Source organism: Pseudomonas sp. H3_E07, assembly GCF_054668895.1.
On sequence record NZ_CP162795.1, the window covers coordinates 4,707,770 to 4,724,727 of the forward strand.

The following is a 16,958-nucleotide window of genomic DNA, read 5'->3' on the forward strand; positions in this document are numbered from 1 at the left end:
TCATTCAAACCTACCGGGATACCCCATGAGCACCTCTCTCCCTCTCACCCCCGCGCGCAGGCCCCTCGCGCCGTTGGTGGCCTTTATCATCCTGGTGCTGGGCGCCCTGTTCCTGCAAAACAGCGTCGGCTCACGCCAGGTGCTGTTGCTGGTGGTCGGCGCGGCACTGGGCTTGACGCTCTACCACGCCGCCTTCGGGTTCACCTCGGCCTGGCGCGTGTTCATCAATGATCGCCGTGGCGCCGGTTTGCGTGCGCAGATGGTGATGCTGGCGATCGCGGTGCTGTTGTTCTTCCCGGCGTTGGGGGCCGGCAGTTTGTTCGGGCAGCCGGTGGTCGGGCTGGTGGCGCCGGCCGGGCTTTCGGTGGTGTTCGGGGCGTTCATCTTTGGTATCGGCATGCAGTTGGGCGGCGGGTGTGCGTCGGGCACGCTGTTCACCGTGGGCGGCGGTAATGCGCGCATGCTGGTGACGTTGTTCTTCTTTATCTGTGGTTCGCTGATCGCCACGCACCACGTGGACTGGTGGTTTGCGCTGCCGTCATTCCCGGCGGTGTCCATCGTCAAGATCTTCGGCGTAGTGCCGGCGATGGGCTTGAGCCTGGCGGTGTTCGCGATCATTGCGCTGGTGACCGTGCGCCTGGAGAAGGGCCGTCATGGTCAATTGGAGGAGGGCGTTAAAAGTGAGCATCAAGGCCTGCACCGCTTCCTGCGCGGCCCGTGGCCGTTGGTGTGGGGCGCAATCGGCCTGGCCTTGCTCAACTACACCACCCTGGCACTGGCAGGTCGGCCTTGGGGCATTACCTCGGCGTTTGCCTTGTGGGGGGCCAAAGTCGCCAGCGGCCTGGGGGTGGACGTGGCCAGTTGGGCGTTCTGGCAGATGCCGGGCAACGCCAAGGCGCTTGCTGCGCCGGTGTGGGAGGACATCACTAGCGTAATGGACATCGGCATCGTCCTCGGTGCCCTGTTGGCCGCCGGCCTGGCCGGGCGTTTCGCCCCCAGCCTGAAGATTCCAACGCGCTCTCTGGTGGCGGCGGTGATCGGCGGCCTGCTGCTCGGTTACGGCTCGCGCCTGGCCTACGGCTGCAACATCGGCGCGTATTTCAGCGGCATCGCCTCGGGCAGCCTGCATGGCTGGGTATGGTTGGTGGCGGCGTTTATCGGCAACAGCGTGGGTGTACGGCTGCGGCCGTTGTTCTTTGCGGGTGAGCGACCGCAGGTGGCGTTGAGCGGTTGCTGAATCAGTTTTCCGGGGCGTTGTCTGGCGCCTGAGCCGCTTCAGCCGCCAGCTTTTCCCGGTCCGCTTTGCTGATGTACTTGTCCTTTTTCTTCGGCGCCAATTTGGCGTTGGCCTTCTTGGCTTTTTCCTTGAAGAGCTGCTGGAGTTTTTTCTGGCGGTTCATGTCGTTCTACCCGGGTTGTACAGGGCCGGGATGATACCAGTTTCGTTCACTGGGTCGCTTTTTAGCGCCGATCTGTGCATTGAATCGCCTGGCCTTTCGCCAATAATCGGGTGCTCCAGCGCATAACGGAAGACACGGATGAGCATCCACACCCGCACCAAACGTCTGACAGTCCCGCAACTGGTCGCCATGAAAGGCCAGCAGAAGATCGTCTCCCTGACGGCCTACTCCAGTGCCATCGCCAAGTTGATCGACCCCGTGGTCGATTTCATCCTGGTCGGTGATTCCACGGCGATGGTCGGCTATGGCCGGCCCTCGACCTTGAGCATGCAGCTTGAAGAAATCATCGGCCACACCCGCGCTGTGGTCGATAGCACCCGGCTGGCGTGTGTCATTGCCGACATGCCGTTTGGCAGTTATCAGGAATCCAATGAGCAGGCCTTTCGCAATTGCGCCCAGGTACTGGCGCGCACCGGCTGCGATGCCGTCAAGCTGGAGGCCAACCAGGCCTTGGCCGGCACCGTCGAATTCCTGGTGGCGCGGGGTATTCCGGTAATGGCTCATGTGGGGCTGATGCCGCAATTCGTCAACGTGATGGGCGGCTTCAAGGCCCAGGGCCTCACCGCTGAGGCCGGCGCGCGGATTGCCGAAGACGCGCGCGCCAATCTGCAGGCGGGTGCCTTCAGCCTGTTGCTTGAAGGGGTGGCTGAAGGTGTGGCGCGTCAGATTACCCTCGACTCGAAAATGCCGACCATCGGCATCGGTGCTTCACCGGCCTGCGACGGCCAGGTGCTGGTCACTGAAGATGTGCTGGGCCTGGGCGGTGAACACCTGCCGCGCTTCGTCAAACAGTATGCGGATGTGGGGGCAGTGATCCGCGACGCCTGCGAGCGGTTCGCCGAAGAGGTACGTCACGGCCGGTTCCCAGAGGCGCGGCACTGCTACGGACTCTGACGAATCGCCTGCGACAACTGCTCCACGGCCTGGGCGATATCCTTGCTCCAATCGAGGGTGAAGCTCAGGCGCAGGTGCTGTTTCCAGCTGCCTTGCTGGCTGAACAGTTCACCGGGGGCGATGACGATGCGCTCGACCAGCAGGTGTTCGAACACCCGGCGCATGTCGACCGGGCACATCGCCGCAAGCCAGAAGCACGCCCCGCCTTGTGGAGTCATGACCTCAAAGGCACCCCTGGCGTATTGGTCCAGCAGGTTTTTCATGCGGATCATGCAGTCGTGCAACAAGGCCCGCAGCTTGTGCAGGTGCGCGTCGATGCGCTTGGAAGTGAACAGCTTGGCGATCGCTTTCTGACGGATCGGTGAGAGGCGAAACGCCCGCTCCAGGAACATACGCTGCAACTGCGGCCCACACCCACGGCACAACACATAACCGTAGGGTGCCTCCGAGCCGATCACCTTATCGAAGGTCGAGAACACCAGCAGCCTCTGTGGGTCGGCAAAGTCGCGGTAGCGCGCCGGTTGGGTCGCGAAATACAAGTCGCCGTAGGTGTCGTTTTCGAACAACCAGATGTCCCGTTCCGCCAGCCACCGGCAGATCTGCTGTTTATCTTCGCTCGGCATGCGGCTGCCGTGGGGAATGTTCACGGTGGATGACAGTACCGCCAGGCGGATGGGCTCATGTTCGAGCCGTTCATTCAGGGCGTGCAGGTCGAAGCGGCCGTCGGCGTCCAGGTGCAGTTCGATCACACGGATGTTCGCCGCCTGCAACTGGCGCAGGATCGCCCACGAACACGGTGATTCCACCAACGCCACGGTGCCGGCCAGGTCCAGGGCGTTAAGCGACAGCTCCAGCACGCTGTGCAGGTCCGCGCCGATGTACACCTGACCGGCCTGCCAATAGTGGTCCGTGGAACAGGTGTAGCGCTCGGCCAACGCTGCGCGCAGCTCGGGCTCGCCGTAGGGCAGGTACTGCGGTGTAAGGGCACGCGGGTAGTGGCGGGCCAGTTCGCGCTCGATCATCAGCAGCGGGTTTTCCAGCGATAGCAGGATGGCCGGGACGTCGGCGCTCAGGGCTAGCATGCCCGGTTGGCGGGAGTTGGCGAAGACCTGGTCGAGCAGGTTGGATGAGCGTTCAGTCGATAAAGGCGCGGGTATCAACCGCGTGAAATAACCGAGCTTGGGCCGGGCGTAGACCCGTCCCTCATCCTCCAGCAACGAATAGGCGTATTTGGTGGTCGACACCGACACGCCGAGGCGCTGCGCCAATTGGCGCAGGGACGGTAGTTTTTGCTCGCCTTGCGCTGAGCTGGCCTCGATCAACTCGACGAGGTAGCGATACACCGATTGATAGGCGAAGGCGGTGTCCTTGGGGTTAGCCATGCACGCTCAAGAGATAACGGCCGTGTGCGCGTCCGCTCTCTGCGGCTTATGCATGACAAACGTTGCCTTTACCCGTTTGGATACCAGCATGTAAGGCACCCAGATGAACAAGGTAATCAATGTCCGTGCCAGCTCTTTTGTCGTGTTGGAGTCGAAAATGGGTTCATCTACGAACACCAGTGAGCACACCCAGGCATCGAGGGGAATGAACACCGCCGACGCAATCACCGTCGCGATATAAACCTTGGGGAATAGATAGTGCTCGGAGATGAAAAGGTAAATGAGGTAGGCGTAGGTGGCGACAAACAACCCATTAATCAGCGCTTCCGACACCAAAATCGGCGCCCACAACGGGTTGTACAGCGTCGTCCCAGGCGTAGACAGCACGGTAAAAGTGCCATCTGCAAAAAGAGGGTAATGCACCGCGAGAAGGCTATAGGCCGTGCGGGAAATCGAGATGACCAGGCCTATTACAATGAGCACGAGCCAGCCTCGTAACCCTCTCAACGCTTCGCTTTCTTGCATGTTGCTCTCCATGGGTGACTCAGTTGATCAATGGTTGAACGATTGCTGCAGGAACGCAGTGATCAGGCCTACCACCTGTTGTTGGATTTCTGCCCTGGGCCGAGCCCCTTCACCATCCCGGCAAATCATGCCGTCCCCAGGTGAACTTTCTTCAATCAACTCCATCCCGCCCGGCTTGCAGATCGACATGAACGTGAAGTGAGTGGCATCGCCGATCTCCACGTATTGGGTCGAGGCTTTTGGCAGGCGCTTGACCAAGGCGGCGGACTCCAGGTTCGGGTCCATATCCTCCGTTGGCACGCCGCCCGCAATCACCAGCGCCGGTACGGGAAGTGCGGCCAGGCTGGCGTCGGTGAAGCCGCGCGCGAGGCCCAGGTCCAAAGACACAATGGCGGTGACGCGTTTGTCGCTCAAGTCCGCGGCCAACTGGGCTTTGCCTTCGGCTGTGCCGGCGGGGTTCATCTCGTGGTAGCCAATGCAGCCGCCGAGCTTCGGGTGTGCGTTGCATTCCTTCGTGAACAGGTCGGGATCGAAGCGTGCGCCGGCAATCTCCAACGCGGTCCAGCCGCCGAGGGAGTGGCCTACTACGGCAATCCGGTGTTCCGCCACCGCGCCAAATTGCTTGGGCTGGGCCAGGACCGCATCGATGGCGCGGCTCAGGTCAGCCGGGCGTTTCCATAACTGAGCGGCGGTCTGCGGGCTGCGATCTTTGGTGGTGGTGCCGGGGTGATTCACCGCCGCCACCACGTAACCGTTGTGCGCCAAGGCACTGGCCAGCCACACCTGTTTGCCCCAATTGCCGCCGTAGCCGTGGGAGAGCACGATCAGCGGGTGTTCACCGGCAGCCGGCGTTTCATCGGGCACAGCGAGGGCGCCGATGAAGACGGCGTTGTCGGCGATCAGCACGGGTTTGGCGGTGGTTGCCGCGGGATACCAGACGACCATCTCCAACGGGCGGCTGCTCTGCGCGTCGGGCAGGGTGGCGGTCCTGAAGCCGACGGGGCTCTCGGCCGCGAGGGCGGGAGTGGCCAGGCAGAGCAGCAGCGTACGCAACGCGGTTTTCATTGTTGTTATCGTCCTTGATTCTGGTGGCGCATCATTACCCGAAACCAATCGTCTGGGTACCCCTTACCCTTGGTATTTGCCAACACAGCCCCATAACTAGCGTGTATCCATTGCGCGGAAGAACACACCATGACCCACTCAACCGAAACCGCGATCCTCGCCGGCGGCTGCTTCTGGGGGATGCAAGACCTGTTGCGCCGCTACCCCGGCGTGCTGCACACCCGCGTCGGCTATACCGGCGGCGATGTGCCGAATGCCACCTATCGCAACCATGGCAACCATGCGGAAGCGATCGAGATCGTGTTTGACCCGGCGGTGATCAGCTACCGGCAGATTCTGGAGTTCTTTTTCCAGATCCATGACCCGAGCACACCCAACCGGCAGGGCAATGATCTTGGGCCGAGCTATCGTTCGGCAATTTATTACCTGAGCGAGCAGCAACGGGATGTGGCCGAGGATACGGTGGCGGATGTGGATGCCTCGACATTGTGGCCGGGGCGGGTGGTGACGGAGATTGCGCCGGCGGGGCCGTTTTGGGAGGCAGAGCCGGAGCACCAGGATTATCTGGAGCGGATTCCCAACGGGTATACCTGCCACTTTATCCGGCCGAACTGGACGTTGCCGAAGCGCGGCTGAAAGGGCAGGGGCACACGGGCTTGTGTTGACACAACACCGATAGATCGCAAAAAAACCGAGCCGTCGTCAGGGATCAGGACTTGTCGTACGCCATGTACTCGTTCTGCAACACGATATGGTCCGCCAGGTATTTCGCATCGTGCCAAACCCCATAGATAAACGACGATGCGCGGTTCACCAAATTCGGCAGGCCCAGGAAGTAAATCCCGCTCTGCGCGGAGATCCCGCGCTTGTGGAACGGCTCGCCTTTCTCATCGAATGCATCGACCTTCAACCAGCTGAAATCGAACGTGAAGCCAGTGGCCCAGAGGATCGTGGTCACGCCCGCTTCTGCCAGGTCCAGGCTCAACATCGGATTCATCAAACACTCAGGATCTGGCAATAACTCCCAGGCCTGCGGTTCCGGGGGAAACGGCAACCCGTTCGCCTCGATATAGGCATCCGCATCGCGCAGCACGTCAAAGTAGGCGCGATCCCCTTGAGCCACGTTCTCGGCCAAGCCGGGTTGGAAGGTCATGACGCCGTCTTTCCAATTCTCGGTGACGCCCACCAGATGAATCCCTTGGTGCGCCAGGCGGCGGAAGTCGACCGTCTTACCGCCTTCGTAACCGCTGACCGCAAAGGCGACGTGCTTCTTCTTCGGCTGGATTTTGACTTCATCCCATAGGCCCAACGCACCCAGCCACCAGCAGTAATCGCGACCGCGATAGGCGCGGGGAGGGCGGTAGTGTTCGCCCACCGAGAGGTACACGGTCTTGCCGGCCTTTTGCAGTTCTTCGGCGATTTGCGAGCCGGAGGCGCCGGCGCCGACGACCAGTACTGCGCCTTCGGGGAGTTGGCCGGGGTTCTTGTAGGTGCAAGAGTGCAGTTGATGCAGCGGTGCGTTGGTCGGGACGATGTTCGGGATGGACGGGCGCTGGAACGGGCCGGTGGCGGCGACCACATTGGCGGCTTCGATCACGCCGGCCGATGTGGTCACTTTGAAGCCGGGTCGTCCCACATGACGCTCTACCTGCTGCACCTCGACGCCGGTGCGCACGGGGGCCTGCAATTTGTCCACGTAGGCTTCAAAGTAGTCGGCCATACGCTCTTTGGGGGGGAAGGCTTCCGGCGAAATGCCTTCGAATGTGAGGCCGGGAAACCGGTCATGCCAGGCCGGCCCGTTAGCGACCAGGGAGTCCCAGCGCTCCGAACGCCAGCGTTCGGCGATGCGGTGGCGTTCCAGCACGATATGCGGCACGCCCATCAGCGATAGGTGTTCGCTCATGGCGACGCCGGCCTGGCCTGCGCCGACGACCAGAGTGTTGATTTTTTCGACGGACATAGGCGGTTCCTGCACAGTCATTAGGCGGTTTGGTCCAGCAATTCGGCCACGGCCGTGAGTGCCAGTTGGTAACCCAGCGCCCCCAGCCCGGCGATCACACCGGTGGCGGCTTTGGACACGTAGGAGTGGTGCCGGAAGCGTTCGCGCTTCCAGATATTGCTCATGTGCGTTTCGATGATCGGACCGTCGAAGGCCAGCAGCGCATCGAGGATCGGCACCGAGCTGTAGCTGAGCCCGGCGGCGTTGATCACGATGGCGTCGGCGTTCAATCGTGCCTCTTGAATCCAGTCCACCAGCACGCCTTCATGGTTGCTCTGACGAAAATCCAGGGTCAGGCCCAGGGTCGCGGCGAGGTCTTGGCAGCGGGCTTGGATGCTGGCAAAGCTTTCGCTGCCGTAGGTGCCGGCTTTGTCCAGGCCATAGAGATTGGCGTTGGGCCCGTTGAGGAAAAACACAGGGTGGGTCATGGCGTACTCCAGGTCATTCAGGGCTGCCAGTCATCCGGCACCACCGCGATCACGTCGATTTCCATCAACCACTCCGGCTGGCCCAGGCCCGAGATCACCAGCCCGGTCGAGATCGGGAATACGCCTTTGAGCCACTTGCCGACTTCCTGGTACACCGGCTCGCGGTAGCGCGGGTCGATCAGGTAGGTGGTGGTCTTCACGATGTGCGACAGATCAGAACCCGCCTCTTCTAGCAGTTGCTTGACGTTCTTCATCGCTTGCTCGGCCTGGGCGCGTGGATCGCCGAGGCCGACGAGGTTACCGTCGAAGTCGGTACCGATCTGGCCGCGCACATAGATGGTGTTGCCGGCACGCACGGCCTGGCACAGGTCGTTGTCCAGCGCCTGGTTAGGGTAGGTCTGTCGGGTGTTGAACATGCGGATGCGAGTGTGGGTCGGCATAACGGCAACTCGTGGGAAACGGGATGACGCCAGCTTCACACCGCCCTGACTCCGGCGAAACCAGCATTTGCGCGGGGTAGTGCTTAGGAAAAACCGAAGCCCCTGCAACTCATCGCCTGGCGCGTGACCCGGCACGAACCCTGCAACGCTTCCCCTACAGTCATTGTTGAGAGGGCAGGCGTGATGCTCAGTCGTATTACTCAGCGTCAACTGGAGTATTTCGTCGCGTCGGGAGAGGCGGGCAGCATCAGTGCGGCCGCTGAACGCATCCACGTGTCGTCGCCATCGATCTCGGCGGCGATCACCCATATGGAGGCCGAGCTGGGCATTCAACTGTTTATCCGCCACCACGCCCAGGGCATTTCCCTCACGGCGGTGGGGCGCCTGGTGATGCAGGAAGCCAAGCTGATCCTGGAGCAGATGACCAACCTTTACACCATCGCTTCGGAGTCCTTGAACACCGTGCGTGGGCCGTTGCGAGTCGGCTGCCTGGAGTCGCTGGCGCCGATGATCACGCCGGAACTGGTGTTTGGTTTCGGCCGGGCGTTTCCAGGCGTGCGGCTGACGCAAGCTGAGGGTAACCATGAAGAGCTGCTGGAAAAACTGCGCAGCGGTGAGCTGGATATCGCCCTGACCTACGACTTGGTGACCAGTGCGGACATCGACTTTCAACCCCTGGCGCAGCTGCCGCCGTACGTGATGGTCGGCGAGTATCACCCGCTGGCGAATTCACCGGCCGTCAGCATGCAAGACCTTGAGGCTTACCCGGTGGTGCTGCTCGACACTCCGTGGAGCCGCGACTATTTCCTCAGCCTGTTCATCCAGGCCGGCACTACGCCGAACATCATCATGCGCTCCACCAACCTCGAAACGGTGCGTGCCATGGTGGGCAATGGCATCGGCTATTCCTTTGCGAATGCGCGACCCAAATCGAACCTGTCCCAGGACGGCAAGCGCGTGATCCGCCTGCGACTGGCCGGCGCACACCGGCCGATGCGCCTGGGCTACGCCACGGCCAGCAACACTCAGCTGTCGCGCGTGGTGTCGGCGTTTGCCGAGCGTTGCCGCATGTTCGTGTCCGACCAGTACATCCCCGGCATGGCGCCGCCGAGCTTTTTCGACCCCCATGCGGTGCGGACGCTGACCGGTGTGAATTGAGGATGCTCCACAAAGGGGCACCTATCACCTGGTGGTGAGCGGGCTTGCCCCGCGCTGGCGCGGGGCAAGCCGGCTTATCACTGTAATGTCGCTGCATAGGTTCTGCCTACCCAGTGCCCCGGCTTTTACGAATTGACCCCAAGTGCCTCCCCCCACGACTCTGAACCCATCGATGTAGATCAATTTCTCAGGGCACAGCGACGATGACATTCGACTGGAATTACATGTTTGGTTTGCTGGGCGATGCCGAGTTCTGGCGGGCGACGTGGACGGTGATCAAGCTCAGTACCCTGACCTGGGTCTTGAGCATTGGCCTGGGCTTTCTGCTGGCGCTGGCCAAGCAGTCCAGGCATGGCCTGCTCAGTGTGCCGGCCCGCGGCTATATCTGGCTGTTCCGCAGCCTGCCGCTGCTGGTGTTGTTGATTTTTATCTACAACCTGCCGCAAGCGTTGCCCGGCACCTCGGCGATCCTGGCCGACCCTTTCTGGTCCGGCCTGCTGGCGCTGGTGATCTGCGAAACCGCCTACGTGGCTGAGATCCATCGCGGTGGACTGCTGTCGATTCCCAAAGGGCAGGCCGAAGCAGCGCGGGCGCTGGGCCTGAAGTTTTTCGGCACCCAATGGCGCGTGGTGATTCCCCAGGCACTGCGGGTGGCCTTGCCATCGCTGGCCAACGAATACATTTCCATCGTCAAGCTCACCTCCCTGGTGTCGGTGATTTCCCTGACTGAAATCCTGATGGTCGGCCAGCGCCTGTATTCGCAGAACTTCCTGGTGATCGAGACCATGGCGGCGGTGGCGTTCTTCTACGTGTTTATCGTCACGGTGTTCGACTTCCTGCTCAAACGCCTGGAGCGCTTTCTCGACGTCAACGAGCGCAACGTCTCCCGTGTTCCCGATGCGGCGGTGCTGGCCCTGGCCAGTCAGCAGCGCACAGCCTTGGCGCGTCCGGCCACCCACGGCGAGCCCGCGTTGCAAGCTGCGCGGTTGCACAAGGCCTACAACGATATCGAGGTGCTGGGCTCGGTCAACCTGCAAATACAGCCCGGTGAAGTGGTGTCGGTGATCGGCCCGTCCGGCTCCGGCAAGACTACGTTGATCCGCCTGCTCAACGGCCTTGAACAACTGGACAACGGCGAAATCAGGATCAACGGCCAGCCGTTCATTCACTTGAATAAAGTCGGCGCGCAGAAACCCCAGTACATCGAGCACGCCGAGCATCGCCTGAACATCGGCATGGTGTTCCAGAGCTTCAACCTGTTCCCGCATCTGACCGTGCTCGACAACCTGCTGATGGCGCCGAAATACCATCGCCTGGGCGCGACCGCCGAACTCAAGCAGCAGGCCTACGCACTGCTGCACAAGGTCGGCATGCTCGACCACGCCTGGAAGTACCCGCACCAGCTGTCCGGCGGCCAGCAGCAACGCGTGGCCATTGCCCGTGCCTTGATGATGCGCCCGCAGATCATGCTGTTCGACGAGCCCACCTCGGCGCTCGACCCGGAGAAGGTCAACGAAGTGCTGCAAGTCATCGAAGCCCTGGCCGAGGAGGGCATCACCATGGTGATCGTCACCCACGAGATGAACTTCGCCTTCAAGGTATCCGACCGCATCGTATTCATGGAGAAGGGCCGCGTGGTCTGCGACGACACGCCGGGCGCCCTGCGCAGCGGACACAACCCACGCGTGGAGGCGTTCCTCAAGGACGTCTCGTTGGCGTGACCCCCTCAACGTTCAGGACACACAACATGATCGAGCAAGCGCAAATCGAACAATTCCAGCGGGACGGTTTCTTGGTGGTCGAAGGCGTGCTGTCATCGGCGGAAGTGGCTGAGCTGCAACACGACTTCGACCAGTGGGTCGAAGAAAGCCGCGGCCACTCGCAGGGCTGGGGCGCCACCGTGGATGGCCGCGAGCGCTTTGACCTGGAGGGCGACCACCGCGCCGATCACCCGTCGCTGCGCCGGGTCAGTTCGCCCACCGAGATCTCAGCGGCCTATGAGCGCGTGGCGTTGCACTCGCGCATGGCGGCGATTTCCGCACAGCTGATCGGCGCCAATGGCGCACGCTTTCACCACAGCAAGATCAACTCGAAACTGCCCCACACTGCGACTCAGGTGAAGTGGCACCAGGACTTCCTGTTCACGCCCCACAGCAACGACGACATCGTCACCGCCTTGCTGATGGTCAGCGAAGTGACCCCTGAAAACGGACCGCTGAACGTGATCCCCGGCAGCCACAAGGGCCCGCTGTGGTCGCACTGGCAGCACCAGCGTTTCACCGGTTCCGTGGACGACGCCGTCGTTGACGCGCACTGCCAGCACCCGGTGGCCTGCTACGGCCCCGCTGGCTCCGTGTGCTTCATGCACACCCGTCTGCTGCATGCCTCCAGCCCTAACGAGACCGAACTGCCGCGGACCCTCTTCATCAGCGTGTACGCCGCTGAAGACGCGTTGCCATTCGGCGAAAACCCATTGCCCAGTGCACACGCCGGCCTGTTGGTGGCCGGTGAAGAAAGCGGCTTGGTGCGTTCCACGGACAACCACATGCGCTTGCCGCAGAAGCCCCGTGGCGCCTCGTTCTTCGTGCAACAGGCCGGCCAAGATTCCGCCACTGCCTAACCTCCCAAAAACCTTGCAGGTAATCACCATGACAGCGTTTCGTAAAAGTATTCGTCCCCTTGCCGTGTGCCTGCTGGGCGCCGCGGTTGCGATGACTTCGTTGGCAGCTTCGGCGTTCCAGCAGGACGGCAAGATCATCGCCGGCTCCGACGTGACATTCTTCCCTTATGAGTACATGGATAACAACAAGCCCGCAGGTTTTGACATCGAGTTCATGGACGGCTTGGGCAAGGTCATGGGCCGCAAGGTCGAAACCCTCGACACGCGTTTCCCCAACCTGATCACCGGCCTGCAGGCCGGGCGTTTCGATGTGACCAACTCGTCGATGTACATCACGGCGGAACGGGTCAAAGTCATCGATATGATCCCTTACCTCAAGAGCGGTGAGTCGATCCTCACCCTCAAGGACAGCATCTTCCAGCCCAAGACCCCGGAAGAGTTCTGCGGCCACAAGATCGGCTCCATGGGCGCCACCTCGTGGTTGGCGCAGATGAACAAGCTGTCCACCGAGTACTGCGTGGCCAAGGGACTGAAGCCGATCCAGATCAGCGAATACAGCACCGACCCGCAGACTACCCAGGCCCTGCTGGCCCACGCGGTAGAAGCGCAAATCACCGACGCCGCCGTGGCCCGTGGCGTGATCGACAAGCTCGGCAGCCGCGTGGTGATTTCCTCCGACACGCTGATCTACCCGGTGCTGAACGGCTTTGGTGTGAAGAAGGGCAATGACACGGTGAAGAAGGCCTTGCTCGACGGCCTGGAAAAATACCGCGCCACGCCGGAATACGCCGCCTTGCTTAAGAAGTACAACTTCCAGGCACCGACCGATGCCGACATCGCGGCGCTGATGCCGAAGTAAACCTATCAGCGCGTGCCGCATTCGCGTGCGGCCGCGCCCTGCGGAGACCGATTCATGGCGTTATCCCACGAAGAACAGGCGCGCATCGACCTGGCGGCGACCTTTCGCATCATCGCGCACCTGGGCATGCACGAAGCCGTGGCCAACCACTTCAGTGCTGCGGTGTCGGCCGATGGCAAACAGTTTTTGCTCAACCCGAAGTGGAAGCACTTTTCACGTATTCGCGCGAGCGATCTGCTGTTGTTGAACGCCGATGATTCGGCCTGTGCCGATCACCCGAACGTGGACCCCACCGCCTGGTCGATCCACGGGCAGATCCATCGCCTGTTGCCGCAGACCCGCGCGGTGTTGCACTTGCACCCGGTCTACACCACGGCAGTGGCTTGCCTGGCCAAGCCGCATATCCCGCCGATCGACCAGAACACCGCGCGTTATTTCAACCGCGTGGCGGTGGACGAACTGTACGGCGGCATGGCCGACACCGAGGCCGAAGGCGCACGCCTGGCCGGGCTGCTGGATGGCAAGAGTCGGCTGCTGATGGGCAATCACGGCGTGATGGTCACGGCCGGCTCCATCGGTGAAGCCTTTGACGATATCTGGACCCTGGAGCGCGCCTGCCAGATCCTCGTCACCGCCTGGTCCACCGGGCAGCCGTTGCGGGTGTTGTCCGATGAAGTGGCGGAAAAAACCGCGCGCGGCTGGGAAGGTATTGCCGATTTCTCGCGCCGGCACTTTGAAGAAATGAAGCAGTTGATGATCGACGCAGACCCTTCCGTGCTCGACTGAGGACTCCACATGACTTTTTCCGTTGTCGCCCGCTGCGCCGAGACGGGCCAGTTGGGCATCGCCATCAGCTCTTCGAGCATTGCCGTGGGCGCGCGTTGCCCGTGGCTGCGGCCCGGCGTAGGGGCAGTGGCGTCGCAGAACATCACCTTGCCGAGCCTGGGGCCGCAGGTGCTGGACCTGTTGGAACAGGGGGTGGCGCCGAGTGAGGCGCTGGCCGCCTTGGCTGGGCAGGATCACAGTGAATATCGCCAGGTGACGGTGATTGATAACGCAGGCCGCACGGCGCATTTCAGCGGCGCGCAGACCCTGGGCATCCACCATGCGGTGAGTGGCGAGCAGTGTGTGGCGGCGGGGAATATGCTCGCCCATCCTGCTGTGATCGATGCCATGGTGGCTGCTTTCGAAAAAGCCTCCGGGCATCTGGCCGACCGCTTGCTGGCGGCGATGCACGCCGGTGAGGCAGGCGGTGGTGAAGCCGGGCCGGTGCATTCGGCGGCACTGGTGGTGGTGGATGACCTCTTGTGGCCCATCGTCAACCTGCGGGTGGACTGGGCGGATGAAGACCCCATCGGCGCCCTCGACCAGCTCTGGCAGGCTTATCGCGGGCAGTTGCAGGCCTACATCGACCGTGCCATCAACCCGCAGATCGCACCCGGCTACGCCGTACCCGGAGACGATCGATGAACAGCCGCGAACTGCTGGCGCAACTGGTGCGTTTTGACACCACCAGCCGCGAATCCAACCTGGCCCTGATCGACTTTGTGCGCACGTATTTGCAGGACCACGGCGTGGCCTGCGCGTTGGTGTACAACGAACACAAGAGCAAGGCCAACCTGCTCGCGACTATCGGCCCGGCAGAAGTGCCCGGCATCGTGTTGTCCGGGCATACCGACGTGGTGCCGGTGGAGGGGCAGCGCTGGAGCGTGGCGCCGTTTGACCTCACCGAGAAAGACGGCAAGTTGTACGGCCGTGGTACGGCGGACATGAAGGGCTATATCGCCTGTGTGCTGGCGTGCGTGCCGGCCCTGGTGAAGGCTTCGCTGCGCATGCCGGTGCACATTGCGCTGTCGTATGACGAAGAAGTCGGTTGCCTGGGTGTGCGTTCGCTGATCGAGCGATTCCATGAGCAACCGGTCAAACCGCTGCTGTGCGTGATCGGCGAACCCACCGAACTCAAGCCGGTACTCGGCCACAAGGGCAAACTGGCGATGCGTTGCCACGTGCACGGAGCGGCGTGCCATTCGGCCTATGCACCGGCGGGCGTGAATGCCATTGAATACGCCGCGTGTTTGATCAGCGAACTGGTGCGGCTCGGCGAAACGCTCAAGGCGCCGCAGCATCTGGATCAGCGCTTTGCTCCGGCGTTTTCCACGGTGCAGACCGGCCTGATCAACGGTGGCAAGGCACTGAACATCGTTCCGCAGGACTGCAGTTTCGATTTCGAAGTGCGCTCCTTGCCCGCCCAGGATCCCTGGCAGGTTGCCCGGCAATTGCAGGCATACGCCGAGCAAACCCTGTTGCCGGCGATGCGGGCGGTGAGCGAGCAATCGGCGATCAGCCTCAGCGAGTTGTCCAGCTATCCGGGGTTGGCCACGTCGCTGGAAAGCCAGGCCGCCGAGTGGGTGGCGCAGTTCTGCGGCTCGCGGGAGTTCGCCACCGTGGCCTTTGGCACTGAAGGCGGATTGTTTGACCAGGCCGGCATTCCCACGGTGGTGTGCGGGCCGGGCAGCATGGAGCAGGGGCACAAGCCGGACGAGTTTATCAGCGTGGCGCAGTTGCAGGCCTGTGATCGGATGCTGGCGCGGGTGCTGGAGTTTGTGAGCCAGCCTGCAAACTAAGGTATACACGGCCCCTACCCAGGTAGGATTACGAGCGTTGTTGCCCCGTCGCACACTGTTTTACACGCGATGCACTCGCCGCAAACAACCGGAGAGCGACCATGCAAACCCCGCTGGAAGTCCTGATGAACCAGGGCACAGCGGGGTGTCTGTGACCTCTGGCCGTTATACCTGTGCCACACCCACCCGCCACTGCGCAGGCGGCAGGATCCCATTCACCAGGTAATTGCCCACAATCCGCGACTTGTACACGCGCGGGTTGTGGTTCGCCAGGGTTCGCGCGTTTCGCCACAACCGGTCCAGCGCCTTGTTGCTGGCGGTGGCACTGGCGCCCAGTGCATCGAACAGCGCCGTGGTGGCCGCCAGTGTCGCATCCACCACCGGGTTCACGGCCAGGCACACTTCCAATTCAGCCAGCGCGACCTGCGGATCGTCATCGTGCAACGGTTGGTCATGGGCGATTACATACTGCGCGGTGTGCTCCAGCCGTTGCGCCGCTTGCTGGGCGATGGCTTGCGCAGCGTAGGCCTGGCTGGCGACTTCGCCGATCACTTGCAGCAGTTGCACGTCCTGGCCGGCGGTGTCGGCATTGCCGGTGGTGAAGGTGCGCGCGCGTTGGCGGAGTTCTTCGGCGCCGCTGAGGGCGGCGCGGCGGGCGATGCCGGCGAGGGTACTGAGGTGGTAGAGCTGGAAGAACGATTGACCGTGGCCAAAGCGCTGTTGGGTGAGGCGTACGTCGTCGTCCACCACGGGCGCGTTGTCGAAGATGCAGGTGCCGCTGGCGGTGAGGCGTTGGCCGAAACCGTTCCAGTCATCGACGATCTGCACGCCGGGGGCCTTGAGGTCGACGACCACGCTGTAGATCGTGCCGTCTTCGCCGGTGGCGATGGTGTTGATCAGGTCGCTGTAGAGCGCGCCGGTGGTGTAGAACTTTCTGCCGCTGATGCGCAAGGCGCCAGCTTCGTCACGGTGCAGGCGGGTTTCGAAATCGCCGCGGGTCTGGTTGCCGACTTCGGTGCTGCCGGGGGAGAGCAGGGCGCCCTGGCCGAGCCGGTCTAGCCATTTGGCGCGCCAAACCCGGTCCTTGGCACTGAGCACGTCTTCGCAGAAACCGAAGTGCCCACGCAGGGCTTGGGTGATGTTGGAGTCGGCGGCGGACAGTTCCGTGAGCAACGTCAGCAATTCGACCAGCGTCGCATCCTGGCCGCCGTAACTGGCCGGCAGACGCCAGCGCGGCAAGCCCAAGGCGTTCAGTTGCTGGATCACGGTGGCGAGGCTGCCGCGTGTCTGATCCGCCACCGCCGCCTGCGCGAGAATCTGCGCAAAGAGGGGGCGAAACGGCGCGGCCAGTTGTTCGTAGCGGGCGGTGGGCGGTGTGCCCCAGATATTCAAAGTGGGAATCGACATGCAATGGACCTTGCAGAAAATGGTTCAGGTGCTGGGGTCCAGTGGTCTGGTACGGCCACCCTAACTCAGGTGCGGCAAAGTTTTTAATACGAAAAGC

18 protein-coding genes are annotated in these 16,958 nt (G+C 62.3%); 10 read left to right on the forward strand and 8 right to left on the reverse strand.

The annotated features are described in order from the left end of the window. Nucleotides 1–25: 25 nt before the first annotated feature. Nucleotides 26–1,237, forward strand: coding sequence for a YeeE/YedE family protein (locus AB4O08_RS21555; protein WP_069672425.1), 1,212 nt, complete (start codon nucleotides 26–28; stop codon nucleotides 1,235–1,237). Nucleotide 1,238: 1 nt separating this feature from the next. On the opposite strand, the gene AB4O08_RS21560 is transcribed toward AB4O08_RS21555, so the two are convergent. Beyond that, nucleotides 1,239–1,400: a DUF2986 domain-containing protein gene (locus tag AB4O08_RS21560; RefSeq protein WP_010208953.1), complete on the reverse strand. Its 162-nt coding sequence runs from the start codon at nucleotides 1,398–1,400 to the stop codon at nucleotides 1,239–1,241. A 138-nt stretch (nucleotides 1,401–1,538) separates the two neighbouring features. On the opposite strand from AB4O08_RS21560, the gene panB reads away from it, so the two are divergent. Next, nucleotides 1,539–2,354: a 3-methyl-2-oxobutanoate hydroxymethyltransferase gene (gene panB, locus AB4O08_RS21565; protein WP_010208954.1), complete on the forward strand. Its 816-nt coding sequence runs from the start codon at nucleotides 1,539–1,541 to the stop codon at nucleotides 2,352–2,354. Here the strand turns inward: panB and AB4O08_RS21570 are convergent. From AB4O08_RS21570 to AB4O08_RS21580, 3 genes are read right to left on the reverse strand one after another with little or no spacing between them, the layout of a single operon-like run. Continuing rightward, entirely contained in the window at nucleotides 2,342–3,736 is a 1,395-nt protein-coding gene (locus tag AB4O08_RS21570) for an aminotransferase-like domain-containing protein (protein WP_010208955.1), read from the reverse strand. The genes panB and AB4O08_RS21570 overlap by 13 nt on opposite strands. Before the next feature lie 6 nt (nucleotides 3,737–3,742). Beyond that, the gene (locus AB4O08_RS21575) at nucleotides 3,743–4,261 is read right to left on the reverse strand and encodes a DUF2569 domain-containing protein (protein ID WP_010208957.1); all 519 of its coding nucleotides are present in this window, start codon (nucleotides 4,259–4,261) and stop codon (nucleotides 3,743–3,745) included. Nucleotides 4,262–4,288: 27 nt separating this feature from the next. Beyond that, complete coding sequence (locus AB4O08_RS21580; protein WP_460114337.1) at nucleotides 4,289–5,326, reverse strand: alpha/beta hydrolase family protein; 1,038 nt, start codon at nucleotides 5,324–5,326, stop codon at nucleotides 4,289–4,291. Between the two features lie 129 nt (nucleotides 5,327–5,455). Here AB4O08_RS21580 and msrA point away from each other — a divergent pair, with 129 nt between their 5' ends. Beyond that, nucleotides 5,456–5,962, forward strand: a complete 507-nt coding sequence (gene msrA, locus AB4O08_RS21585) for a peptide-methionine (S)-S-oxide reductase MsrA (RefSeq protein ID WP_047540541.1) — start codon at nucleotides 5,456–5,458, stop codon at nucleotides 5,960–5,962. A 73-nt stretch (nucleotides 5,963–6,035) separates the two neighbouring features. On the opposite strand, the gene AB4O08_RS21590 is transcribed toward msrA, so the two are convergent. From AB4O08_RS21590 to AB4O08_RS21600, 3 genes are read right to left on the reverse strand one after another with little or no spacing between them, the layout of a single operon-like run. Continuing rightward, complete coding sequence (locus tag AB4O08_RS21590) at nucleotides 6,036–7,286, reverse strand: flavin-containing monooxygenase (RefSeq protein WP_236267580.1); 1,251 nt, start codon at nucleotides 7,284–7,286, stop codon at nucleotides 6,036–6,038. Between the two features lie 20 nt (nucleotides 7,287–7,306). Then, on the reverse strand, nucleotides 7,307–7,753 hold the full coding sequence (locus AB4O08_RS21595) for a type II 3-dehydroquinate dehydratase (protein ID WP_010208963.1): 447 nt from the start codon (nucleotides 7,751–7,753) through the stop codon (nucleotides 7,307–7,309). A 17-nt stretch (nucleotides 7,754–7,770) separates the two neighbouring features. Next, nucleotides 7,771–8,193 carry a RidA family protein gene (locus AB4O08_RS21600; RefSeq protein ID WP_010208964.1) on the reverse strand — a complete coding sequence of 141 codons (423 nt, stop codon included), beginning with the start codon at nucleotides 8,191–8,193 and terminating at the stop codon, nucleotides 7,771–7,773. A gap of 183 nt (nucleotides 8,194–8,376) precedes the next feature. On the opposite strand from AB4O08_RS21600, the gene AB4O08_RS21605 reads away from it, so the two are divergent. The 7 genes from AB4O08_RS21605 to argE all read left to right on the forward strand — a co-directional run bounded on the left by AB4O08_RS21605 (nucleotide 8,377) and on the right by argE (nucleotide 15,454). Next, complete coding sequence (locus AB4O08_RS21605) at nucleotides 8,377–9,351, forward strand: LysR family transcriptional regulator (RefSeq protein WP_010208965.1); 975 nt, start codon at nucleotides 8,377–8,379, stop codon at nucleotides 9,349–9,351. Between the two features lie 203 nt (nucleotides 9,352–9,554). After that, a complete protein-coding gene (locus AB4O08_RS21610; protein WP_031290383.1) occupies nucleotides 9,555–11,072 on the forward strand; it encodes an amino acid ABC transporter permease/ATP-binding protein in 1,518 nt (505 codons plus the stop codon). 26 nt (nucleotides 11,073–11,098) lie between these two features. Beyond that, nucleotides 11,099–11,971 (forward strand): phytanoyl-CoA dioxygenase family protein, encoded by an 873-nt coding sequence (locus AB4O08_RS21615; RefSeq protein ID WP_021490764.1) that lies wholly within the window; start codon nucleotides 11,099–11,101, stop codon nucleotides 11,969–11,971. A 28-nt stretch (nucleotides 11,972–11,999) separates the two neighbouring features. Then, the gene (locus tag AB4O08_RS21620; RefSeq protein ID WP_460114338.1) at nucleotides 12,000–12,830 is read left to right on the forward strand and encodes an ABC transporter substrate-binding protein; all 831 of its coding nucleotides are present in this window, start codon (nucleotides 12,000–12,002) and stop codon (nucleotides 12,828–12,830) included. 54 nt (nucleotides 12,831–12,884) lie between these two features. Continuing rightward, the gene (locus AB4O08_RS21625; RefSeq protein WP_010208969.1) at nucleotides 12,885–13,616 is read left to right on the forward strand and encodes a class II aldolase and adducin N-terminal domain-containing protein; all 732 of its coding nucleotides are present in this window, start codon (nucleotides 12,885–12,887) and stop codon (nucleotides 13,614–13,616) included. A gap of 9 nt (nucleotides 13,617–13,625) precedes the next feature. Then, a complete protein-coding gene (locus AB4O08_RS21630; protein ID WP_010208971.1) occupies nucleotides 13,626–14,300 on the forward strand; it encodes a DUF1028 domain-containing protein in 675 nt (224 codons plus the stop codon). Continuing rightward, entirely contained in the window at nucleotides 14,297–15,454 is a 1,158-nt protein-coding gene (gene argE / locus AB4O08_RS21635) for an acetylornithine deacetylase (RefSeq protein ID WP_010208972.1), read from the forward strand. Before AB4O08_RS21630 ends, argE begins: the two co-directional genes overlap by 4 nt. A 165-nt stretch (nucleotides 15,455–15,619) precedes the next feature. On the opposite strand, the gene AB4O08_RS21640 is transcribed toward argE, so the two are convergent. Beyond that, nucleotides 15,620–16,861 carry an acyl-CoA dehydrogenase family protein gene (locus AB4O08_RS21640; RefSeq protein WP_042571813.1) on the reverse strand — a complete coding sequence of 414 codons (1,242 nt, stop codon included), beginning with the start codon at nucleotides 16,859–16,861 and terminating at the stop codon, nucleotides 15,620–15,622. Between the last annotated feature and the right edge of the window lie 97 nt (nucleotides 16,862–16,958).